This is a genomic window from Monashia sp. HAY1-5C (assembly GCF_056755255.1).
The window spans coordinates 1-448 of the sequence record NZ_JBPGXG010000286.1 but is presented as its reverse complement, the minus strand read 5'-3'; the positions used below and the strand labels follow the sequence as shown (position 1 = coordinate 448).

The window sequence follows — 448 nt, the reverse complement described above, 5'->3', positions numbered from 1 at the left end:
CTAGGTGTACCCGGCCATGAGGTTGGTAGCAGCGAGCCTGCTTGAATGAACGAGAACCTCCGAATGGGATGTGGCTTGTCGAAGGCCCACTCCAACCCGGAGGTTCTCGTGTCCCACGGTAGTGCCCGGCTGACCGTCCATGGTCGGCGACTGATCGTTGAACGTCATCAGGCCGGCTGGCCGCAAGCGCACATCGCAGCCGCGATGGGCGTGTCCCGCAAATGCGTCCGGACCTGGATCGACCGCTACGCCATCGAGGGCGAGGCCGGGCTGGTCACGCGCTCTTCACGGCCGCGCACGATGCCGACGAGGACCAGCGAACAGGTCGAGCAGAAGGTCCTGGCTGCCCGGGCCGCGCATCGCGACGGTCCCGACGTGCTCGGCCCGAGGGTCGGGGTCCCGGCGCGGACAGTCTCACGGATCCTGCGCCGCCACCAGGTGCCCTACC

At 67.9% G+C, this 448-nt stretch carries 1 protein-coding gene; it reads left to right on the top strand.

Going from position 1 to position 448, the window contains the following annotated elements:
• Positions 1-108: 108 nt before the first annotated feature.
• Positions 109-448, top strand: a 340-nt coding sequence (locus ACR9ZK_RS21685) for a helix-turn-helix domain-containing protein (protein WP_481344028.1), incomplete at its 3' end; no start/stop codon positions are given.